Origin of the sequence: Brucella oryzae (assembly GCF_041929965.1) — a bacterium.
In the GTDB taxonomy this organism is placed as follows: Bacteria; Pseudomonadota; Alphaproteobacteria; order Rhizobiales; family Rhizobiaceae; genus Brucella; species Brucella oryzae.
The window spans coordinates 49,347-67,247 of the sequence record NZ_JBHEEO010000013.1; the positions used below are offsets into that span (position 1 = coordinate 49,347).

The following is a 17,901-nucleotide window of genomic DNA, read 5'->3' on the forward strand; positions in this document are numbered from 1 at the left end:
CAGTCTACTCAGCCGCAGCCCCCTCTTCCGCCAGATCATCCGGAGCATTCGGATCGCCCGGCGCGGTCTCACAGGCGAGATCGGGGAAATTGACGATGCGCATTCCCTTGAAATCGTTGCGCACAACCAGAAGCCCGCGCTCCTCGAAATAGGTCAGCAGACGCCGGGCCCGGCTGAACGAATGCGTGCCATAGGCGCGCGCCAGCGCCGCATCGGAAGGGCAAGGCGCGCCGGTGACAGCCGCCTGCGCCACGATCAGGAACACGCCCTGAACATCGTCGGTGAGGCTTTCCGAAAGCGACAGCGCCTGCTGCCATGTCTCGCCGTTGGCGACATCACTTTCGATACTGGCTTGCGCCACCGCCAGCCTGCGCCGAAAGGCGGGCAGCGCCAGCGGCTCGCCCGGAACGCGGTGAATGCGGCAGCGCACCAGAAAATCCTGATAGAGAACGGCCACAGACCGGAACGAAGCTTCCGGATCGTCCACGATCTCGCGCATCACCTTTTCCAGAAGCTCCTCGCGTTCGGCTTCCACAATGCCGGGGAAAAGCGGCGCTTCGACTGGTTCTGCCTCGGGCTTGGGCTTGGCCACCTGGGCCAGAATTTCCGCCGTCGATGGCGGCGGCGGTGGAGGCGGCACGCGGCGCGCCACGGTGCGTATCTCTTCCGGTGCAGGCGTGAAAATCAGATCGCGCGCATCTTCCGGCGCATCGGGAAGCGGCATCAGTTTCGGCGAAGAGGACCGTGCCGAAGTTTCCACCTTGCCGATCTTGATCGGCAAGGGACGGCGCGACAATGCAGGGCCAAGCGCCACAAAATGTCCGCGCTGCAAATCGCGGAACATTTCAGCCTGGCGGCGCTCCATGCCGAGAAGATCGGCGGCGCGCGCCATATCGATATCGAGAAAGGTACGCCCCATCAGGAAATTGGAGGCTTCGGCAGCAACGTTCTTGGCGAGCTTCGCCAGTCGCTGCGTGGCGATGACACCAGCCAGCCCGCGCTTTCGTCCGCGGCACATGAGATTGGTCATAGCGCCCAGCGAAAGCTTGCGCGCTTCGTCCGACACTTCGCCTGCGGCAGCGGGCGCAAAAAGCTGCGCCTCATCCACAACCACCAACATCGGATACCAGTAGTCGCGCTCCGCATCGAAAAGACCGCCAAGAAAAGCCGCAGCCGAGCGCATCTGCTGCTCGACGTCCAGCCCTTCCAGATTGAGCACGACTGAAACGCGATGCTGGCGGATACGTCCGGCAATGCGGGTCAGTTCGGCTTCGGTACGAGCGGCGTCAACAACGACATGGCCGTAAAGATCGGCCAGCGTGACAAAGTCCCCTTCCGGGTCGACGATGCACTGCTGCACCCATTGCGCGCTCTGTTCCAGCAGGCGGCGCAAAAGATGCGACTTGCCGGAACCGGAATTGCCCTGCACGAGCAGGCGCGTGGCGAGAAGCTCTTCAAGATCAAGCATGGCCTGCTTGCCACCGCCAAGCGCCGCTGCCGAGGCAGAACCGCTACCAGTGACGGAACCCATGTCGATACCGACCTGCATCTCGCCTCCTTGTTTCAACATTGCAGGAACAGACGACTCGCGCGGCCTCACCGCCAGTCGATCAGGCATTCGCTTAACACTTTTGCGGCTGTCATTGCCACCCGTTAAGACAAATGCCCACAGATGCCGGGCAGTAGATTTCAACCAAAAGTTTTGATAGCAATCTTTTCAGGGGGCAAAAGCAGCAAGCGTCCAGCCAGCGGGCGCGTCGGGGAGGATGGGAGCCTGTTTCAAAAAGCGGCATGTGTGCGCGAAAATGGTGATTTTCGAGTACCGGAGCGCAATGTACTTTTGGGTACATGAGCACCGGAACGCAGATAAATTGCTCTTTGCAGCCCGGCATCACGAAGAATGCAATTGTAGTGTTAGAATAAAGAAAACCCGCACCAACTGGCAAGCCGCAGTGCGGGTACAGATCTTTATCTAAGAATACGGTAGCTGGAGTTCGCGCTTCAGCTACCGATCCGAATATAGGCCGTCCGGATCATTTTTTCAACCATGGCCTGTCAGTCTCCGCGCGAAGGCAAATCCAAAAAACTTGCGCCGCCGCACGCTATGGTCTATAGCCACCGCCATCCGCGTAGACACCCTTGGAGGCAACGCGGAATGGAGCGGTCCGGTCTTTCACCCTGTGACAGACGATACGGGCTGTTTCATGTCGTTTGTTGAAGCATGATCCCGAAAAGTGGAAACCGGTTTTCGGACAAGATCATGCGCGGAAAACAAGCGACACTCCAGTAACATTGAAAGGAAATGCCATGAGCGAATCTTACGTGCTCAAGGCCGATCTGCGTACCCGGGTTGGTAAGGGGTCCTCCCGCGAACTGCGTCGCAACGGCCAGATTCCTGCAGTCATCTATGGCGACAAGCAGGAACCCCTCGCAATCGCCGTCTCCTACAAGGAGATTTTCTACAAGATCCATGGCGGTGGTTTTAAGACCACGGTTGCCACGATCGAAGTAGACGGCAAGAAGATTCAGGTCCTCCCGAAGGACTACCAGCTGGATCCGGTCCGCGACTTCCCGCAGCATGTCGACTTCCTGCGCGTTTCCGCGAAGTCGGTCGTCCACGTGAATGTTCCGGTTCACTTCAAGAACGAAGAAGCAGCTCCGGGCATCAAGCGCGGCGGCGTTCTCAACATCGTTCGCCACGACGTTGAACTGATCGTTCCGGCCAATGCAATTCCGGAAGCACTCGAATTCGACCTGACCGGCCTCGAAATCGGCGACTCCGTCCACATTTCGGCAATCAAGCTGCCGAAGGGCGTAACGCCTGCCATCCAGGATCGCGACTTCACCATCGCCACCATTGCTGCTCCTGCCGGCCTGAAGTCGGACGAAGCTGCTGCTGAAGGCGCTGCAGAAGAAGAAGCCAAGGACGGCGAGTAATCGCTTTCCGCATAGGAGCGCAAACGCGCTTCTTATCCGAAAACCGGTTCCTACTTTTCGGGAAGCGCTACAGAAGGGGCTCTGAACCATGCTGCTCATCGCAGGTCTTGGCAATCCGGGCCCCAAATATGCGCATAATCGGCACAATATCGGTTTCATGGCGGCGGATGAAATATTCCGCCGCCATCGCTTTTCCAACTGGCAGAAAAAGTTTCAGGCAGAGATCGCCGATGGCGTGATCGACGGCGAGAAAGTGCTGCTGATCAAGCCGCAGACCTTCATGAACCTTTCGGGCCAGTCTGTCGGCGAGGCCATGCGCTTCTACAAGCTGACGCCTGCCGACCTCGTCGTCATTTATGACGAACTCGACCTCGTTCCGGGCAAGCTGCGTATCAAGACTGGCGGCGGCTCCGGCGGCCATAACGGCATCAAATCCATCGACGCGCATGTGCAGTCCTTCCCCGGCGGCCAGAATTATCGCCGCATGCGGCTTGGCATCGGCCATCCGGGCGCGAAGGAACTCGTGCACAATTATGTCCTCGGTGATTTCGCCAAGGCCGACAATGAATGGCTGGACACGCTTCTGGGCGCTGTAGCCGACAATGTCGCCATGCTCGCCAAGGGCGAGGACAACAGTTTCATGAACCGCGTCGCGCTCGCCATGGGCGACGGCAATCAGCGGCCAAGCGGCTTCAAGGCCGATCCCGCGCAACTGGAAAAAGCCCCGCCAAAGGCGCAGAGCCATATTCGCCAGGCGCGGCAGAACCAGAAGAAACCGGCCATTCCAGAAAGCGGCCCGATGGCTGAAATGCTGAAAAAGCTGCTTGGCAAAAAGGACTAAGATTCCCCGCGCCTCTTGACGCTTCACGGTCCTATGACGCATAGCCACAACAATAGAATTCTAGTCTGATAGGTACGATCATGGGTTTCAAATGCGGCATTGTCGGTCTGCCAAATGTTGGCAAGTCGACGCTTTTCAACGCGCTGACCAAAACGGCTGCTGCACAGGCCGCAAACTATCCGTTCTGCACCATCGAGCCGAACACCGGCGAAGTGGCGGTTCCCGATCCGCGTCAGAGCGACATTGCCCGGATTGCCGGTTCGAAGGAAATCATCCCGACCCGTATCAACTTTGTTGATATTGCCGGTCTCGTGCGCGGTGCATCGAAGGGCGAAGGTCTCGGCAACCAGTTCCTCGCCAATATCCGCGAAGTCGACGCCATCGTGCATGTGCTGCGCTGCTTTGAAGATGACGACATCACCCATGTCGAAGGCCGCATCGATCCCGTATCGGACGCGCAGACGGTTGAAACCGAACTGATGCTGTCGGACCTCGAAAGCATTGAGCGCCGCATCGTGCAGATCCGCAAGCGCGCGACAGGCAAGGACAAGGAAGCCCTCACCATTCTGCCGGTGATGGAAGCAGCGCTTGAACTGCTCCAGAACGGCCAGCCGGTCCGCCTGATGCTGAAGGACATTTCGCCGGAAGACCTTCTGATCCTGAAGGGCCTCAATCTTCTGACCTCCAAGCCGGTGCTTTATGTCTGCAACGTCGCCGAAAGCGATGCCGCCAAGGGCAACGAGTACAGTGCCGCCGTTGACAAGATGGCTGGGGAACAAGGCGCGCAGACGGTCATCATTTCGGCGGCTATCGAAGCCGAAGTTGCGCAGCTTCCCGATGAGGAAGCCAAGGAATATCTGGAAAGCATGGATCTTGAGGAGCCGGGCCTCGACCGCCTGATCCGCGCCGGTTACAAGCTGCTCGACCTCATCACCTATTTCACCGCTGGGCCGAAGGAAACCCGCGCCTGGACCATCCGGCGCGGCACCAAGGCTCCGGGCGCTGCCGGTGTGATCCACACCGATTTCGAGCGCGGCTTCATCCGCGCCCAGACCATCGCCTATGAAGACTATGTCAAATACAATGGCGAAGTCGGAGCGAAGGAAGCCGGCAAGGCAAGGGACGAAGGCAAGGAATACATCGTCCATGACGGCGATGTGATGCTGTTCCGCTTCAATACCTGATACGATCAGGCCGCCGAAAACCGGCGGCCTTTTCTTTATGCCTACAGGGAGGAGATCAAGGGTGAGCAAGCCTCTGCCGAAATATGCTTATGAGGATATGGAACCGGGAATGGCCCTTCCCTTCGGTCCTCGTACGATCAACAAGGAAGAAATCATCGAATTCGCCAGCGCGTTCGATCCGCAACCGTTCCACCTCGATGAGGAAGCAGGCAAGGCGAGCGTTCTCGGCGGGCTGGCCGCATCAGGCTGGCAGACTGCCTCCCTCATCATGCGCATGGTCTGTGACGCCTATCTCACCAACTCCACCTCGCAAGGCGGTCCCGGCGTCGAGTTCACACGCTGGAAACGTCCCGTGCTTGCAGGCGATACGCTGAATGGCGTGACGACCATCAAGGACAAGCGCATTTCCAGATCGCGCCCGGCAATCGGGCTGGTAACGTTCCACCACGAGCTGTTCAATCAGCGCGGCGAAACCGTATGCGAAATGCAGCATCCATGCATGATGCTGCGCCGCGATTACAATGCGACAGCGGGAGAGGCGTCATGAGTTTCCTGCAAGAAAATCTCGGACAGAACCTCGTCATCGGCAGCTATACGTTTACGCCTGAGGAAATCATCGATTTCGCCAGAAAATACGATCCGCAGCCGTTCCATCTGGATGCCGAAGCGGCAAAGGAAAGCGTCTTTGGCGGGCTTTGCGCCTCCGGCTGGCACACAACGGCGGTGTTCATGAAACTCAATGTCGCTTCCATCGTCAAGGCGACAAAGGAAGCTTTGAAGCGCGGCGAGACACCGCCGACATTCGGCCCCTCGCCCGGTTTCGAGAACCTGAAATGGCCGAAGCCCGTTTATGCCGGAGATACCATTACCTACAGGCGCATTGTCCATGCCATCAGGCCGCTCGCTTCCCGACCCGGCTGGTCGATGCTGACCATGACGACAAGCGCCCATAACCAGAACGGCGAAGAGGTGCTGTCCTTCGACAATGCCGCGATGGTGAAGCTGCCGTCGAAAACAGCGGCCTGAAACAACAAAGCCCGGAGCGATCCGGGCTTTTTCCTGGAGCATTTCCAGCAAAACTGCGTAGCGGTTTTGCGTCGGATAATGCGTGAAAACAAATAGATAGAGCGGTTCCGACGATTCCATTTAAACCGGAAACGCTCTAATCTCAGTCGCCTTCGAAGGCAACGAGTGTGCGAACCGGCACACCAAGCGCTTCAAGCTTCTTGCGGCCGCCGAGGTCCGGCAGGTCGATGATGAAGCAGGCCGCAACGATATCCGCGCCCATTTGAAGCAGCAGCTTCGCCGCAGCTTCCGCCGTTCCGCCGGTGGCGATCAGGTCATCCACCAGAATGATGCGCTCGCCCTTCTGGATGGCGTCGCGATGCATTTCCATTTCATCGATGCCATATTCAAGGCTGTAGGCAATCCGCACTGTATCGCGCGGCAGCTTGCCCTTCTTGCGGATCGGGACGAAACCTGCCGAAAGCTGGTGCGCTATAGCGCCGCCGAGAATGAAGCCGCGCGCTTCGATACCGGCGACCTTGTCGACCTTGTTGCCTGCATAAGGATAGACCAGTTCATCGACGGAGCGGCGAAATGCCTGTGCATCGCCCATCAGCGTGGTCACGTCACGGAACTGGACGCCCGGCTTCGGATAGTCCGGAATGGTGCGGATCGCATCCTTCAAGCTGGCTTTAAATCCGGATTCCATTTTCCATCCTTTCAGGCGGCCTACGGGCCGGTCAAATTAATCAAGGCAAAGTTGGGGCCAAGCTCCTTTACACCCTCAAACGAGCAAATTGCAAAAGAAACCGCCCATTTCCGCCAAGAACATTGCGGCGACGCACCGTCATTTTCATGGCTTATTTGTGGCGCAGCCGACCTTCCAGCTACAGAACAAAAAGATGGGCGCTCGCAGCGCCCATCTTTTAATTCAGGTTGATCCATTGTCAGTGCTTGACATCCGACCAGATCGAACGCTTGGCGACATAAACCAGACCAGCAAAAAGGATCAGGAATATGATAACCCGGAAACCGGTCCGCTTGCGATCTTCCAGATGCGGCTCTGCAGCCCACATCAGGAAAGCCGAAACGTCGCGCGCATACTGATCGACCGTCTGCGGCGAGCCATCGTCATAGGTGACCTGGTCGTCGCTCAGCGGCTTTGCCATAGCGAGCGCCTTTGCCGAAATGAAGTACGGATTGTAATGCGTACCTTCGGCAATCTGCATACCTGCTGGCGGCTGTTCATCATAGCCCGTCAGCAGGGCATGGATATAGTCCGGACCCGCTTCGGCATATTGCGTGAATATGTCGAAGATGAAGGTCGGAAAGCCGCGTTCAACACCACGAGCCTTCGCGATCAGCGAGAAGTCCGGAGGCGCTGCACCATTGTTCGCGGCTGCAGCTGCGGCTGCGTTCGGAAATGGCGACGGAAAATGATCCGTCGGGATCGCCTTGCGGGTGAACATTTCGCCATCCGCATTCGGTCCGTCTTCCACTTCATATTCGGCAGCAAACGCCTTGACCTGCTCCGGTGAGTAACCGAGACCTTCCAGCGTGCGGAAGGCCACCAGGTTCATCGAGTGACAAGCCGAACAGACTTCCTTGTAGACCTTCAGGCCGCGCTGAAGCTGTCCCTTGTCATAGGTTCCGAACGGACCGGCAAAGCTCCACTTTTCCTGCTTGGGATGGTGGATCGGAAAATGTTCCGGCTCCGCGGCATTGCCGCCTTCCTCAGCCGAGGCACCACCCATCGTACTGGCGAAGGCGATACCAAGCGCAACCAGCGGAGCAATACCGAAGGCAGCGAAATTCTTGAGGATGTTTTTCATTGTTACGTCCTTCATCTCTCTCGCTGGTTCAGCCCCGAGTTTCAACAGGGATTTCCACGGGGGTAATCTCAGCCTTGCCGCTCTTCTCCAGAACCGCCTCGGTGATCGAGTTCGGCAAACGCTTCGGCGTTTCAATCAGGCCGATGACCGGCATGATAACGATGAAGAAAGCAAAGTAGTAGAGGGTACCCAGCTGCGCCATGAAGACGTAGGAGCCTTCTGCGGGACGCGAACCCAGCCATCCAAGGAAGATGGCATTGATCACGAACAGCCAGAAGAACAGCTTGAACCACGGACGATAGACAGCCGAACGAACTTTCGACGTATCGAGCCACGGCACGACGAAGAGGATCGCGATCGAACCGAACATGGTCAGAACGCCGCCGAGCTTCGAGTCGATCGGGCCGATGTTGAAGGTGATGGCGCGCAGCATCGCGTAGAACGGCAGGAAGTACCATTCCGGAACGATGTGAGCAGGCGTCTTCAGGGAATCGGCCGGGATATAGTTATCCGGATGGCCGAGGAAGTTCGGCATGTAGAAGACGAAGTAAGCGAAGAACACGAAGAAGACGAGCGCGCCGAAAGCGTCCTTGATGGTCGCATAAGGCGTGAACGGCAGCGTATCGGTCTTGGACTTGACTTCAATGCCGGTCGGATTGGTCTGGCCCGTCACATGCAGCGCCCAGACGTGCAGGATGACGACACCTGCAATCATGAACGGCAGCAGATAGTGCAGCGAGAAGAAGCGGTTGAGCGTTGGATTGTCGACCGCAAAGCCGCCCAGCAGGAGCTGCTGAATCGGCTCGCCAATGATCGGGAAAGCCGTGAAGAAGCCGGTGATAACGGTCGCGCCCCAGAAGGACATCTGGCCCCATGGCAGCACATAGCCCATGAAGGCAGTCGCCATCATGAGAAGGAAGATCACCACGCCCAGAATCCACAAAAGCTCGCGCGGCGCCTTGTAGGAACCATAGTAAAGGCCGCGGGCAATATGGAGATAAACGGCGATGAAGAAGAAGGATGCACCGTTGGAGTGCATGTAGCGCAGCAGCCAACCGGAGTTGACGTCGCGCATGATCTTCTCGACGGAATTGAACGCAATGCCCGTATCCGCAGCATAATGCATGGCCAACACAACGCCGGTCAGAATCTGCGAGATGAGCATGAAGCTCAGAATGCCACCAAAGGTGTACATGTAGTTCAGGTTACGCGGCGTCGGATAAGCCACGAAAGAATCATAGACGAGACGCGGCAAGGGAAGCCGTTCGTCCACCCATTTTTCGATGCCGGTCTTCGGCGTGTATGTGGAGTGTCCACCACTCATGTCTGCTCTCCCCAAGACCTGTTAGCCGATCCTGATGACCGTATCGGAAGCGAACGCATATTGCGGAATGTGCATGTTCTCCGGCGCCGGACCGCTGCGGATACGACCGGCAGTGTCATAGGTCGAGCCATGGCATGGGCAGAACCAGCCGCCGAAAGAACCGGATTCACCGAGCGGCACGCAACCCAGATGGGTACACACACCGATCATCACCAGCCAGTTTTCCTTGCCTTCGCCTGCCGAGCGGGCGAGATCGGTCGCCTGCGCGTCCGCAGCGAGGTTGGCGTTACGTGCGTTCTGATCCTTGAGATCACCAAGAGCGGTTGTCTTGGCATCTTCGACTTCCTTGGCGGAGCGGTTACGAATGAAAACCGGCTTACCACGCCATTTAACAGTTAATGATGCACCTTCCGTGAGGGAGGAAACATCAACTTCGATGGACGCAGCCGCGAGTGTCGAAGCGTCCGGACGCATCTGGTCGATAAACGGCCATGCCAGTCCGCCTGCTCCGACGACACCGGCCATTCCCGTCGCAATATACAAAAAATCACGCCGTGTCGGCTCAGCCGTGTCGTGTGCGCTCACGTGCCAATTCCTTTTCAACCTGCATGTTCAATTGAACTCTCCCCTCGTCCTCTTTTGCACTTGCGCAAAAGTAGTCCTGCAAGTGCTCACAGGACGAAATTCCCTCCATTTCACTATCCGGTTTATGCGTGTAAAAATCGCTTGTCCAGACACCAAGCCCTTATGACGGCACGATGTCGCAGGCAGATTTGCTTGCGCAATTTAACAAATGCACAGCAGATTGGTAATAGACCGCAGACAATGGAAAGCTCTCAACTTTCATCGTTCCGCCCGATGAAACCGCCGGACTGACGAGCCCAAAGTCCCGCATAGATACCACCCTGCGCAATAAGTTCGTCATGCGTGCCCTCCTCCACGATGCGCCCCTGATCCATCACCACCAGCCGATCGAGCGCAGCAATGGTGGAAAGACGGTGAGCGATCGCAATCACAGTCTTGCCATCCATGAGACGTTTCAGATTCTCCTGAATGGAAGCTTCCACCTCCGAATCGAGTGCGGATGTCGCCTCATCGAGAATGAGGATGGGGGCATCCTTCAAAATGGCGCGCGCAATGGCGATGCGCTGGCGCTGCCCGCCCGAAAGCTTGACGCCGCGCTCGCCCACAAAGGCATCGAAGGAGCGCCGTCCCTGAAAATCCTCCAGCCGGGCAATGAATTCATCGGCCTCGGCCTGACGTGCGGCCTGCATCAATTCCTCATCGGTCGCATCATCGCGCGCCAGCATGATGTTCTCGCGCAGCGACCTGTGCAACAAGGCTGTTTCCTGACTGACGACCGCAACGGCCCGGCGCAGCGATGTCTGGGTGACATCGCGAATATCCTGCCCGTCAATGAGGATAGAGCCTTTCTCAACATCGTAGAGCCGCAGGATGAGATTGACGAGGGTGGACTTGCCCGCGCCCGAATGGCCGACAAGGCCAACCCTTTCACCGCCGCGCACGGTCAGGTTGATATTGTCGAGAACGCCCGCCGCCTTGCCGTAATGAAAGGTGACATTGCGAACCTCGATACGCGCTTCCGTCACCTTGAGTGGTTTGGCATCGGGCCGATCCTCCAGCCCCAGCGGCGCGGAAACCAGCCGCATGGAATTCTCGATCAGCCCGAGCTGGCGCAGCATACCGTTCAATTGCATCATGAGACGGCCAAGCAGCATGTTGAGGCGCAGCACAAGGCCAAGCGTGAACGACACCTGCCCGACGGTGATGGCATTGCGGGTCCACAGATCGATGGCAATCGCCGCAACCGTCACGATCATCAGTCCGGAGAGCGCCGTGAGCGAAACGCGGACGCCGGTGAGCGACCGCATGAACGGGAGAAGCGCGGCAATGTATCCTTTGAAACCTTCGCGCAAATACTGAACATCATCATTGACGGTGTTCAGCTTGATCGTCTGGATATTGGAATAGCTGTCGACCAGCCGCCCGTTTATCAGCGACCCCGCCTCGGCGGAAGCCTCGGCCTGACGGCGGATTTGCGGAAGATAATGACGTGCAATCAACACGAAAACAGCAATCCATGCCAGCACGACCGCCGCGAGCGTCCAATCCAGCCGCCCTATGAGGAACAATGTGCTGATGCTGTATATCAGCATGAACCAGACCACCTGGATCAGGCTCTGGATGAAATCGCCCGCCGCCTGCCCGGCCTGCCAGACTTTTGTCGCTATGCGCCCTGCAAAATCATTCTGGAAAAACCCGTAGGATTGCTGCAGCACATATGAATTGGCCTGCCACCGGATCAGGTTATAGAAATTGGGGCCCATCACCTGCTCTTCCAGCAGCGTGTTGATCGCCGTCACGACAAGGCGGATGACAAGGACGGTTATGCCCATGAACAGAAGTTCTGGTCCCGCTGCTTGCAAAAGTGCCGACCAGCTGCGTTCGGCGCCGCCCTTTCCCGCCTGATCGAGAATATCGACCAGCCTGCCGGTGAAATAGAACAGCCCCGCCTCGACCAGCGGCAGCAATCCGCCAACGGCAAGCGAAACAGCAAGCGGCCATTTGGCCTGCCGCGCATAATGCCACAGAAAGCCGAGCGTGGTGGAAGGCGGTCTCAGCCTGTCCGGTTCACGAAAGGGATCGACCCAACGTTCGAACAGGCTGTAAACCGCTTTCATCAATGACTTCTATCCCTATTTTACCAGAGCATCCTCGGAACTGTCATCGAAACCGAGGAAGCCGCCGGACTGACGGGCCCATAGATTTGCATAAATGCCGCCGAGCGCCACAAGTTCCTCATGCGTGCCATCTTCGACGATACGCCCCTTGTCCATCACCACGAGACGATCAAGTGCTGCGATGGTGGAAAGGCGGTGCGCGATGGCGATCACGGTCTTGCCTTCCATCAAGGTATTGAGGCTGTCCTGAATGGCGGCCTCGACCTCTGAATCGAGCGCCGATGTTGCCTCGTCCAGAATGAGGATCGGCGCATCCTTCAGCATCACACGCGCAATTGCTATGCGCTGGCGTTGCCCGCCGGAAAGCTTGACGCCGCGTTCCCCGACATGCGCATCCAGCCCCTGCCGTCCCTTCGGGTCGGTCAGCAGCGGAATGAACTGGTCGGCCTGCGCCAGACGGATCGCCTGCTGCAACATTTCTTCTGTCGCGTCCGGTCGCCCATACATGATGTTCTCGCGAACAGAACGGTGCAGCAGCGACGTATCCTGTGTGACCATGCCGATATTGGCACGAAGCGTATCCTGCGTGACCCTGGAAATATCCTGCCCATCGATCAGGATGCGGCCCTTCTCCAGATCGTAGAAGCGCAACAGAAGATTGACCAGCGTGGACTTACCGGCACCGGAGCGTCCGACCAATCCCACCTTCTGGCCCGGCTTGATGGTGAGCGTGAGATTTTCGATAACCCCTTTGCCCTTGCCGTAATGGAAGCCGATCCTGTCGAAGTCGAGCTCGCCCCTCGTCACCTGCAAGGCTGGCGCACCGGGAGCGTCCACGACCTCATGCGAGCGCGCAATCGTGGTGATTCCATCTTCCACCGTGCCGATATTCTCGAACAGGGCCGACATTTCCCACATGATCCATTGCGACATGCCGTTGAGGCGCAGCACGAGGCCGATGCCGACGGCAACGGCACCCACGGAGATCGCTTCGTTCATCCAGAGCTGGATGCCGATCGCGCCCACCGCGAACAGCAGGATGCAGTTTGTCAGATAGAGGGTGAAATGGAACATCGTCACCAGACGCATCTGCCCGTACACGGTGCCGAGGAAGCCGTCGAGGCTTTCGCGAACATAGGATTCCTCGCGGCTGGAATGCGAGAAAAGCTTGACCGTCGCGATATTGGTATAGCTGTCGACGATACGCCCGGTCATCAAGGAGCGCGCATCGGCCTGCTGCTCCGAGATCACGCGCAGACGCGGAATGAAGAACCGCAGCAACAGGATGTAGACGGCGAGCCAGACGGCGAACGGGATCATCAGCACCAGATCCGCCGATGCCGCGATGAACAGCGTGCCCGCGAAATAGACGATGACATAGTTGAGCACGTCCAGAAGCTTCATCACCGTTTCACGAACGGCAAGAGCGGTCTGCATCAGCTTGGTCGAGATGCGCCCGGCAAACTCGTCCTGAAAGAACGCCATCGACTGGCGGATCAGGTAACGGTGCATCAGCCAGCGCACGCGCATCGGATAATTGCCGAGCAATGTCTGGTGGATGAGCAGCGAATGGATCAGCACCACGCCCGGTAGGCCGACCAGGACGACACCCGCGATCAGCGCAAGCCGCCAGCCTTCATTGCTGAGGAACGTCTCGCGCGACTGGTGCGACAGCCAGTCGACAATATTGCCCATGAAAGCAAAAAGCGACACTTCGATCACGGCGATCAGCGTCGTGAAAATCGCCATGCCGATGATCCACGGCCATGCGCCGCGGGTATAATAAAGGCAAAAGGCGACCAGTCCGCGCGGGGGCTCGCGCGGCGGTTCTTCGGGATAGGCTTCGAGTCGTTTTTCAAACCATCTGAACATGGCGATCCTTTTACGGGCACCTTGCAAATTTTCCAAGACGGAACAGGAACAAAACAGGAATATTTTCGTGATGCGAGAATAATTTTTCTTGCATGCGCTATCCTCACCAACTGATGTGTTGACGTGAGACGCGCAATCACTCTGAACGCTTGCAGCCACCGGATTTGTAAGCTACCCGCATCATATGGAACTGCGCGTCGCACTTTACCAGCCCGACATTCCCGGCAATACCGGCACGATCCTGCGTATGGCCGCCTGCCTCGGCTTCGCGGTCGACCTGATCGAGCCCGCCGGATTCGATGTTTCCGACCGCTCCCTGAAGCGTGCCGGAATGGACTATCTGGAACAGGCCGCCCTCACTCGCCATGCGGATTGGCGACACTTTGAAGACTGGCGCGAGCAGGCCGGGCGCCGCATCGTTCTCCTGTCCACCAGGGCGGCGATCCCCTATACGGATTATCAGTTTCAGGAAAATGACATTCTGCTCTTCGGGCGTGAGTCGTCGGGCGTTCCCGACAATGTTCATGATTCCGCCGATGCGCGGCTTCTGATCCCGATGGTGCCCGGCACGAGATCGCTAAATCTTGCGGTTTCCGTCGCAATGACGGCAGGCGAAGCTCTGCGCCAAAGGAAAAGCCTCGCGAAATGACCGGATTCGCGAAGTGCCTCATCCCCCATCCGGTCTGAAAGGCCCGCTTCGTCCATGAAACTGTCTGTTCGCACACTCGCTCTCGCTGCTTCCGCCACAGCCTTGCTGGCCAGCGCCCCGGCTTTTGCCAAGGAAGCCGAAACCATTAAGCCGAAGGTGATGGTCATCACCATGTTCGGCGAAGAAGCCAAACCGTGGCTGGAGGGCGAAAAATTCACGCAGAAGATCAAGCTGCCGGGCCTCAATCCGGAATATCCGGAGATCGACTGCACCGCAGAAGGGCTTTGCCACATGACGACGGCCATGGGCTTCGCCAATGCCGCAAGCGCGACGGCGGCTATGGCGCTGAGCGACAAGCTCGACCTCAGCCACACTTATTTCCTGATCGCAGGCATTGCCGGCGTCGACCCGAAGCATGGCACGCTCGGATCGGCACATTGGGCGAAATATGCCGTCGATGCCAATCTGAACCATCGCATCGATATTCGCGAAGCGCCGGAAGGCTGGCCCACGGATTTCTTCGGCCTTGGCGCTTCCAAGCCCGGCGAAAAGCCGAAATGGGCCGCAGGTACGGAAGTTTTCGAACTGAACGGCAAGCTGGCCGACTACGCTTTGGCAACGACCAAGGACGTCGAACTTCTCGATAGCGACGCTGCGAAGGAATATCGCAAGCACTACACGCAAGAAGCCGCGACCGGCGCGCCCAAGGTCACGATCTGCGATACGGCTTCGGGCGATACCTATTGGCACGGCGCGAAAATCGGCGAAGCCATGACCGAATGGGTGAAGCTTCTCACCGATGGCAAGGCAGACTACTGCACCTCGCAGATGGAGGACAATGCCACGCTGACCGCGCTGAAGCGCGCGGCCGAGGCTGGCAAGCTCGATTTCGACCGCATCGCATTGCTGCGCACCGCGTCGAATTTCGACCGTCAGGGCAAGGACCAGACGGCGGCTCAATCGCTTGCCGCAAATTCCGGCGGTTTCCCGCTTGCGACGACCAACGCCTATCGTGTTGGCAAGGCTTATGCCGACAGCATCATCCAGAACTGGAAAGCGTGGGAAAAGGCTCCGCAGACGGCGGCGCAATAAGCCTGTAATGGAATAACGATTCAAACACAGAAGGCGCCTCACAGGGCGCCTTTTTGGATTGCTAATCTGAATCGCATTTCAAGGCTTTGACAGCCGCGGTTAAGCCGTTGCTCAATCTGCGGTCGCCAACCGGCGCATAGTGAATTCGATCACATCGTCCGGGCGCTCGCACCAGCTCTCGATCTCGGTCCAGTAGGCGGCTTTGGGAAATGTCTCGAACCATTCACGCGCTTTTTCGCGTGCCGCCAGTCGCGGCAAGGTGAATGTCTCGCGAACGAAACCGTCACGCGGCATCCGGCTTTGTTTCAGGCCTTTCTGGGCGCGACTCTTTTGCAGCTGCTTGCGCAAGCCTTCGAGCGGCGGACGGGGCCGTGCTGCTGCCATGCGTTTGCCTCCAACCTGAGTAGAGAAAAATAGGGGAACGCCGTTACAAAGACGAGTCTTTTCTTGGGGAGAGGGGCTATACTGCCCGGCAATCGCGCGCTTCGTGCTTTGCGCCGGTCGCGGACTTTGATAAGCCAAGAAACAATAGTTCATCCATTTGCCCTTGGCTGCCTGATGCCGCCGAGGGATCCGGCAGACCGTGCCGGAAGGAAACAGACAATGCAACGCGACGAAATTCCAGCAATCATTCCAGCAGACATCGAAGAGAAGAAGCAGGCGGCACAGCGCTGGTTCGAGGAACTGCGCGACCGTATCTGCGCAAGCTACGAACAGCTTGAAGATGAGTTGCAAGGCCCGCTTTCGGATCGTGAGCCCGGACGTTTCGTTCGCACCCCCTGGCAGAAGGACGACGGGCGCGGCGGTGGCGGCGTCATGTCGATCATGCATGGCCGTGTCTTCGAAAAAGTCGGCGTGCATGTCTCGACGGTCTATGGCGAGTTCTCGCCGGAATTCCGCAAGCAGATTCCCGGCGCCGAAGAAGATCCGCGCTACTGGGCCAGCGGCATTTCGCTCATCGCCCATCCGCAAAACCCGAATGTGCCCGCCGTCCATATGAACACGCGCATGGTCGTGACCACGCGCCAGTGGTTCGGCGGCGGTGCAGACCTGACGCCGGTGCTCGACCGGCGTCGCACGCAGGACGACCCGGACACGCTTGCCTTCCACAAGGCTTTCCGTTTCATCTGCGAAAAGCACAAGGATATTGTCGACTACCAGCGCGTGAAGGACTGGTGCGACGAATATTTCTTCCTGCCACACCGCAATGAGCCGCGCGGCACCGGCGGCATCTTTTATGACTGGCTGCACTCGCCGGATGACAAAGGCGGCTGGGATGCGGATTTTGCCTATACGCGCGATGTGGGGCGCGGTTTCTCGGTCGTCTACCCGCATCTGGTGCGCCAGAACTTCAACAAGGACTGGACCGACGCGGACCGCACCGAACAGCTGATCCGCCGTGGCCGCTATGTCGAATTCAACCTGCTTTATGATCGCGGCACGATCTTCGGCCTCAAGACCGGCGGTAATGTGAACTCCATCCTGTCTTCCATGCCGCCCGTGGTGAAGTGGCCGTAAATCATTGAAAAAGGGCCGGTTTCCCGGCCCTTTCAATCATATAGCGAATGCGGAATGATAGGCGACGTCGCCTTCCGGCGTGTCCGGCCCGAAGGCCAGACACTGAAAATATTCCGGGGGCACACCCGGCAGTTTCAGCCGCGCATCGGCCTTGAAGCCGAAACGCCCGTAATAGCCGGGATCGCCCAGCAGGACGCAGCCCTTTGCCCCGAGGCTGCGCAATTGCGCAAGGCCCTCGCGGATCAGATTGCTGCCGATCCCCTCGCCTTGCCGTTTAGGCAGCACCGAGACGGGACCGAGCCCATACCAACCCTTATCCTCGCCACCGATCAGGACGAGGGAAAAGGCGACATGGCCGAGAATCTGGCCGTCCTCTTCCGCAACCAGCGACAGGGTGAGTGCCTTTGCAGCGCGAAGCGCATCGACGATTTCGCCTTCCTTCTGATTGCTATAAGCCACGGTGCGGAATGCCTCATCCGTCAGGCGACGGATTTCAGCGGCGTCTTCAGACGTTTCATTGCGAATATGCATGACGTCCTCCATCAGCGATTGTTGAGCTGAGCGCGAACATTTTCGCGCCCTTTGAACGAGATGCGATAAGGACTGCCCATTCGGGATTCAATCAGCCGCTTGCGGCGCAATTGCTGGAAAACTGCCATCGTGCAATCGGAAAGCAGATAGCCTTCACGGGTAAAGCATTCTATTTCGCAGATACGCCCATCTTCGCGCAGATGGCGGATGTAACCGCCCTGCGCCAGCACGTGCAATACGCGCTGTTCCATGCGTGAGATATTCATTTTGTTATGCCTGGATGGAAACCATGACAAGCACCGACCTTCGCGGATGGTGAACCATCCACGGCCAATGCCGTTTCCGCTCCTGGACCTGCATGTCAGGCGCTTTCAGCACCCGTCATTCACAGTTTCGTCCGGAACGCTCAAAGGC

18 protein-coding genes are annotated in these 17,901 nt (G+C 58.0%); 8 read left to right on the forward strand and 10 right to left on the reverse strand.

What is annotated here, in order from left to right; genetic code table 11:
• Positions 1-4: 4 nt before the first annotated feature.
• The gene (locus JNC70_RS14560) at positions 5-1,549 is read right to left on the reverse strand and encodes an ATP-binding protein (RefSeq protein WP_104756033.1); all 1,545 of its coding nucleotides are present in this window, start codon (positions 1,547-1,549) and stop codon (positions 5-7) included.
• Positions 1,550-2,307: 758 nt separating this feature from the next.
• Between JNC70_RS14560 and JNC70_RS14565 the strand changes: the two genes are divergently transcribed.
• The 5 genes from JNC70_RS14565 (at position 2,308) to JNC70_RS14585 (ending at position 5,988) form a co-directional block, all read left to right on the forward strand.
• Entirely contained in the window at positions 2,308-2,937 is a 630-nt protein-coding gene (locus JNC70_RS14565; RefSeq protein ID WP_104756034.1) for a 50S ribosomal protein L25/general stress protein Ctc, read from the forward strand.
• 88 nt (positions 2,938-3,025) lie between these two features.
• On the forward strand, positions 3,026-3,778 hold the full coding sequence (gene pth, locus JNC70_RS14570) for an aminoacyl-tRNA hydrolase (protein WP_104756035.1): 753 nt from the start codon (positions 3,026-3,028) through the stop codon (positions 3,776-3,778).
• Positions 3,779-3,858: 80 nt separating this feature from the next.
• On the forward strand, positions 3,859-4,962 hold the full coding sequence (gene ychF / locus JNC70_RS14575; protein ID WP_104756036.1) for a redox-regulated ATPase YchF: 1,104 nt from the start codon (positions 3,859-3,861) through the stop codon (positions 4,960-4,962).
• A 61-nt stretch (positions 4,963-5,023) separates the two neighbouring features.
• Complete coding sequence (locus JNC70_RS14580; protein ID WP_104756037.1) at positions 5,024-5,509, forward strand: MaoC family dehydratase; 486 nt, start codon at positions 5,024-5,026, stop codon at positions 5,507-5,509.
• Positions 5,506-5,988, forward strand: a complete 483-nt coding sequence (locus JNC70_RS14585) for a MaoC family dehydratase (RefSeq protein ID WP_104756038.1) — start codon at positions 5,506-5,508, stop codon at positions 5,986-5,988. Before JNC70_RS14580 ends, JNC70_RS14585 begins: the two co-directional genes overlap by 4 nt.
• Before the next feature lie 142 nt (positions 5,989-6,130).
• Here JNC70_RS14585 and JNC70_RS14590 read toward each other — a convergent pair whose 3' ends face one another.
• From JNC70_RS14590 to JNC70_RS14615, 6 genes are all read right to left on the reverse strand, one after another.
• Positions 6,131-6,676: an adenine phosphoribosyltransferase gene (locus tag JNC70_RS14590; RefSeq protein WP_104756039.1), complete on the reverse strand. Its 546-nt coding sequence runs from the start codon at positions 6,674-6,676 to the stop codon at positions 6,131-6,133.
• A 238-nt stretch (positions 6,677-6,914) separates the two neighbouring features.
• Positions 6,915-7,799, reverse strand: a complete 885-nt coding sequence (locus tag JNC70_RS14595; RefSeq protein ID WP_208623458.1) for a cytochrome c1 — start codon at positions 7,797-7,799, stop codon at positions 6,915-6,917.
• A gap of 28 nt (positions 7,800-7,827) precedes the next feature.
• Positions 7,828-9,123: a cytochrome b gene (locus JNC70_RS14600; RefSeq protein ID WP_104756041.1), complete on the reverse strand. Its 1,296-nt coding sequence runs from the start codon at positions 9,121-9,123 to the stop codon at positions 7,828-7,830.
• Positions 9,124-9,144: 21 nt separating this feature from the next.
• Positions 9,145-9,708 carry a ubiquinol-cytochrome c reductase iron-sulfur subunit gene (gene petA / locus JNC70_RS14605; protein ID WP_104756042.1) on the reverse strand — a complete coding sequence of 188 codons (564 nt, stop codon included), beginning with the start codon at positions 9,706-9,708 and terminating at the stop codon, positions 9,145-9,147.
• Positions 9,709-9,959: 251 nt separating this feature from the next.
• Positions 9,960-11,825, reverse strand: a complete 1,866-nt coding sequence (locus JNC70_RS14610) for an ABC transporter ATP-binding protein (protein ID WP_104756043.1) — start codon at positions 11,823-11,825, stop codon at positions 9,960-9,962.
• Between the two features lie 15 nt (positions 11,826-11,840).
• Positions 11,841-13,697, reverse strand: a complete 1,857-nt coding sequence (locus tag JNC70_RS14615; protein ID WP_104756044.1) for an ABC transporter ATP-binding protein — start codon at positions 13,695-13,697, stop codon at positions 11,841-11,843.
• Between the two features lie 184 nt (positions 13,698-13,881).
• Here JNC70_RS14615 and JNC70_RS14620 point away from each other — a divergent pair, with 184 nt between their 5' ends.
• Both JNC70_RS14620 and JNC70_RS14625 read left to right on the forward strand, forming a co-directional pair.
• Positions 13,882-14,346 (forward strand): tRNA (cytidine(34)-2'-O)-methyltransferase, encoded by a 465-nt coding sequence (locus JNC70_RS14620; RefSeq protein WP_104756045.1) that lies wholly within the window; start codon positions 13,882-13,884, stop codon positions 14,344-14,346.
• Positions 14,347-14,400: 54 nt separating this feature from the next.
• A complete protein-coding gene (locus tag JNC70_RS14625; RefSeq protein WP_104756046.1) occupies positions 14,401-15,438 on the forward strand; it encodes a purine-nucleoside phosphorylase in 1,038 nt (345 codons plus the stop codon).
• A 111-nt stretch (positions 15,439-15,549) separates the two neighbouring features.
• Here JNC70_RS14625 and JNC70_RS14630 read toward each other — a convergent pair whose 3' ends face one another.
• Positions 15,550-15,822 (reverse strand): hypothetical protein, encoded by a 273-nt coding sequence (locus tag JNC70_RS14630; RefSeq protein ID WP_104756047.1) that lies wholly within the window; start codon positions 15,820-15,822, stop codon positions 15,550-15,552.
• 219 nt (positions 15,823-16,041) lie between these two features.
• Here JNC70_RS14630 and hemF point away from each other — a divergent pair, with 219 nt between their 5' ends.
• Positions 16,042-16,956 carry an oxygen-dependent coproporphyrinogen oxidase gene (gene hemF, locus JNC70_RS14635; protein WP_104756048.1) on the forward strand — a complete coding sequence of 305 codons (915 nt, stop codon included), beginning with the start codon at positions 16,042-16,044 and terminating at the stop codon, positions 16,954-16,956.
• A 36-nt stretch (positions 16,957-16,992) separates the two neighbouring features.
• On the opposite strand, the gene JNC70_RS14640 is transcribed toward hemF, so the two are convergent.
• Together JNC70_RS14640 and JNC70_RS14645 are read right to left on the reverse strand one after the other, a co-directional pair.
• Positions 16,993-17,487, reverse strand: coding sequence for a GNAT family N-acetyltransferase (locus JNC70_RS14640; protein ID WP_104756092.1), 495 nt, complete (start codon positions 17,485-17,487; stop codon positions 16,993-16,995).
• Between the two features lie 11 nt (positions 17,488-17,498).
• Positions 17,499-17,753 (reverse strand): YjhX family toxin, encoded by a 255-nt coding sequence (locus tag JNC70_RS14645; RefSeq protein WP_061346453.1) that lies wholly within the window; start codon positions 17,751-17,753, stop codon positions 17,499-17,501.
• Positions 17,754-17,901: the final 148 nt, after the last annotated feature.

Excerpts from the sequence above, each read along its gene's own strand:
- JNC70_RS14560 (WP_104756033.1), bottom strand. The coding sequence starts at position 1,549 with ATGCAGGTCGGTATCGACATGGGTTCCGTCACTGGTAGCGGTTCTGCC.
- JNC70_RS14565 (WP_104756034.1), top strand. The coding sequence starts at position 2,308 with ATGAGCGAATCTTACGTGCTCAAGGCCGATCTGCGTACCCGGGTTGGT.
- pth (WP_104756035.1), top strand. The coding sequence starts at position 3,026 with ATGCTGCTCATCGCAGGTCTTGGCAATCCGGGCCCCAAATATGCGCAT.
- ychF (WP_104756036.1), top strand. The coding sequence starts at position 3,859 with ATGGGTTTCAAATGCGGCATTGTCGGTCTGCCAAATGTTGGCAAGTCG.
- JNC70_RS14585 (WP_104756038.1), top strand. The coding sequence starts at position 5,506 with ATGAGTTTCCTGCAAGAAAATCTCGGACAGAACCTCGTCATCGGCAGC.
- JNC70_RS14590 (WP_104756039.1), bottom strand. The coding sequence starts at position 6,676 with ATGGAATCCGGATTTAAAGCCAGCTTGAAGGATGCGATCCGCACCATT.
- JNC70_RS14595 (WP_208623458.1), bottom strand. The coding sequence starts at position 7,799 with ATGAAAAACATCCTCAAGAATTTCGCTGCCTTCGGTATTGCTCCGCTG.
- JNC70_RS14600 (WP_104756041.1), bottom strand. The coding sequence starts at position 9,123 with ATGAGTGGTGGACACTCCACATACACGCCGAAGACCGGCATCGAAAAA.
- JNC70_RS14610 (WP_104756043.1), bottom strand. The coding sequence starts at position 11,825 with ATGAAAGCGGTTTACAGCCTGTTCGAACGTTGGGTCGATCCCTTTCGT.
- JNC70_RS14615 (WP_104756044.1), bottom strand. The coding sequence starts at position 13,697 with ATGTTCAGATGGTTTGAAAAACGACTCGAAGCCTATCCCGAAGAACCG.
- JNC70_RS14620 (WP_104756045.1), top strand. The coding sequence starts at position 13,882 with ATGGAACTGCGCGTCGCACTTTACCAGCCCGACATTCCCGGCAATACC.
- JNC70_RS14625 (WP_104756046.1), top strand. The coding sequence starts at position 14,401 with ATGAAACTGTCTGTTCGCACACTCGCTCTCGCTGCTTCCGCCACAGCC.
- JNC70_RS14630 (WP_104756047.1), bottom strand. The coding sequence starts at position 15,822 with ATGGCAGCAGCACGGCCCCGTCCGCCGCTCGAAGGCTTGCGCAAGCAG.
- hemF (WP_104756048.1), top strand. The coding sequence starts at position 16,042 with ATGCAACGCGACGAAATTCCAGCAATCATTCCAGCAGACATCGAAGAG.
- JNC70_RS14640 (WP_104756092.1), bottom strand. The coding sequence starts at position 17,487 with ATGCATATTCGCAATGAAACGTCTGAAGACGCCGCTGAAATCCGTCGC.
- JNC70_RS14645 (WP_061346453.1), bottom strand. The coding sequence starts at position 17,753 with ATGAATATCTCACGCATGGAACAGCGCGTATTGCACGTGCTGGCGCAG.